Origin of the sequence: Vibrio sp. AIC-3, from assembly GCF_013114515.1 — a bacterium.
Classification (GTDB): Bacteria; Pseudomonadota; Gammaproteobacteria; order Enterobacterales; family Vibrionaceae; genus Vibrio; species Vibrio crassostreae_C.
In genome coordinates this window covers 1-1,025 of sequence record NZ_VTXG01000072.1, presented here as the reverse complement: position 1 = coordinate 1,025, position 1,025 = coordinate 1, and the positions used below count along the sequence as shown (strand labels likewise).

The 1,025-nt window shown below is 43.1% G+C and carries 5 tRNA genes and 1 rRNA gene; all 6 read left to right on the top strand.

The features are described 5' to 3' along the window. A 16S ribosomal RNA gene (locus tag F0229_RS21645) occupies positions 1–66 on the top strand; the annotation flags it as partial. A 124-nt stretch (positions 67–190) separates the two neighbouring features. Further along, positions 191–266: transfer RNA gene (locus F0229_RS21640), tRNA-Glu, on the top strand. 20 nt (positions 267–286) lie between these two features. Then, positions 287–362: transfer RNA gene (locus F0229_RS21635), tRNA-Lys, on the top strand. A gap of 25 nt (positions 363–387) precedes the next feature. Then, positions 388–463 (top strand) — tRNA-Val (locus F0229_RS21630). Positions 464–488: 25 nt separating this feature from the next. After that, positions 489–564, top strand: a tRNA-Ala gene (locus tag F0229_RS21625). A 32-nt stretch (positions 565–596) separates the two neighbouring features. After that, a tRNA-Val gene (locus tag F0229_RS21620) sits at positions 597–672 on the top strand. The last annotated feature ends 353 nt before the right edge of the window (positions 673–1,025 follow it).

Genomic DNA, 1,025 nt, shown 5'->3' with positions numbered 1-1,025 from the left:
TTCATGACTGGGGTGAAGTCGTAACAAGGTAGCCCTAGGGGAACCTGGGGCTGGATCACCTCCTTATACGAAGATATTTACGATGAGTACCCACACAGATTGATTAGGTTTAAAAAGAATAAGAGATGAAGAACTCCCAAGGTTCTTCGAAGTTTGTTTCTACTTTTTAAAGTGGAGATAAATTAGCAGTGTCCCGTTCGTCTAGAGGCCTAGGACACCGCCCTTTCACGGCGGTAACAGGGGTTCGACTCCCCTACGGGATACCACTTCCTTCAAGAAGTAAAAAGGGTCGTTAGCTCAGTTGGTAGAGCAGTTGACTTTTAATCAATTGGTCGCAGGTTCGAATCCTGCACGACCCACCATTTCCTCCCAAGGAAATAAAATTTGGGGCGATTAGCTCAGTTGGGAGAGCACCTGCCTTACAAGCAGGGGGTCACTGGTTCGAGCCCGGTATCGCCCACCATTTCCTCCCAAGGAAATAAAAATATGGGGCTATAGCTCAGCTGGGAGAGCGCTTGCCTTGCACGCAGGAGGTCTGCGGTTCGATCCCGCATAGCTCCACCATTCTTTCTCCATGAAGGAATCAAAACTATCATGGGCGATTAGCTCAGTTGGGAGAGCACCTGCCTTACAAGCAGGGGGTCACTGGTTCGAGCCCGGTATCGCCCACCATCTTTAAGCACACTTTTCTTAGTAATAGAAAACTGAGTGTATTTAAAAATGGTTTTGAAAGTTTAATGCTTTAAAAACTCTTGCTCTTTAACAATTTGGAAAGCTGACTGATTGATTTACTTACGAGTAATTCAATCAAATTTAAAAGTTCTCAATGTTTATCTGCTCTTATTTAATAAGAACGGTATAAACACAACAAACACATTCAAGTGTCTTGGCTTTTTGTCTTCACTTTTTAAAAGTGGAAATAAAGAGTGATTCAAACTTGTTTGAATCACAATTGAGTCCGGCAAACAGTCATTGAGAATTAACCCTTCTTAATGACAACCAAAAACCTTGGTTAGTTGCCATAC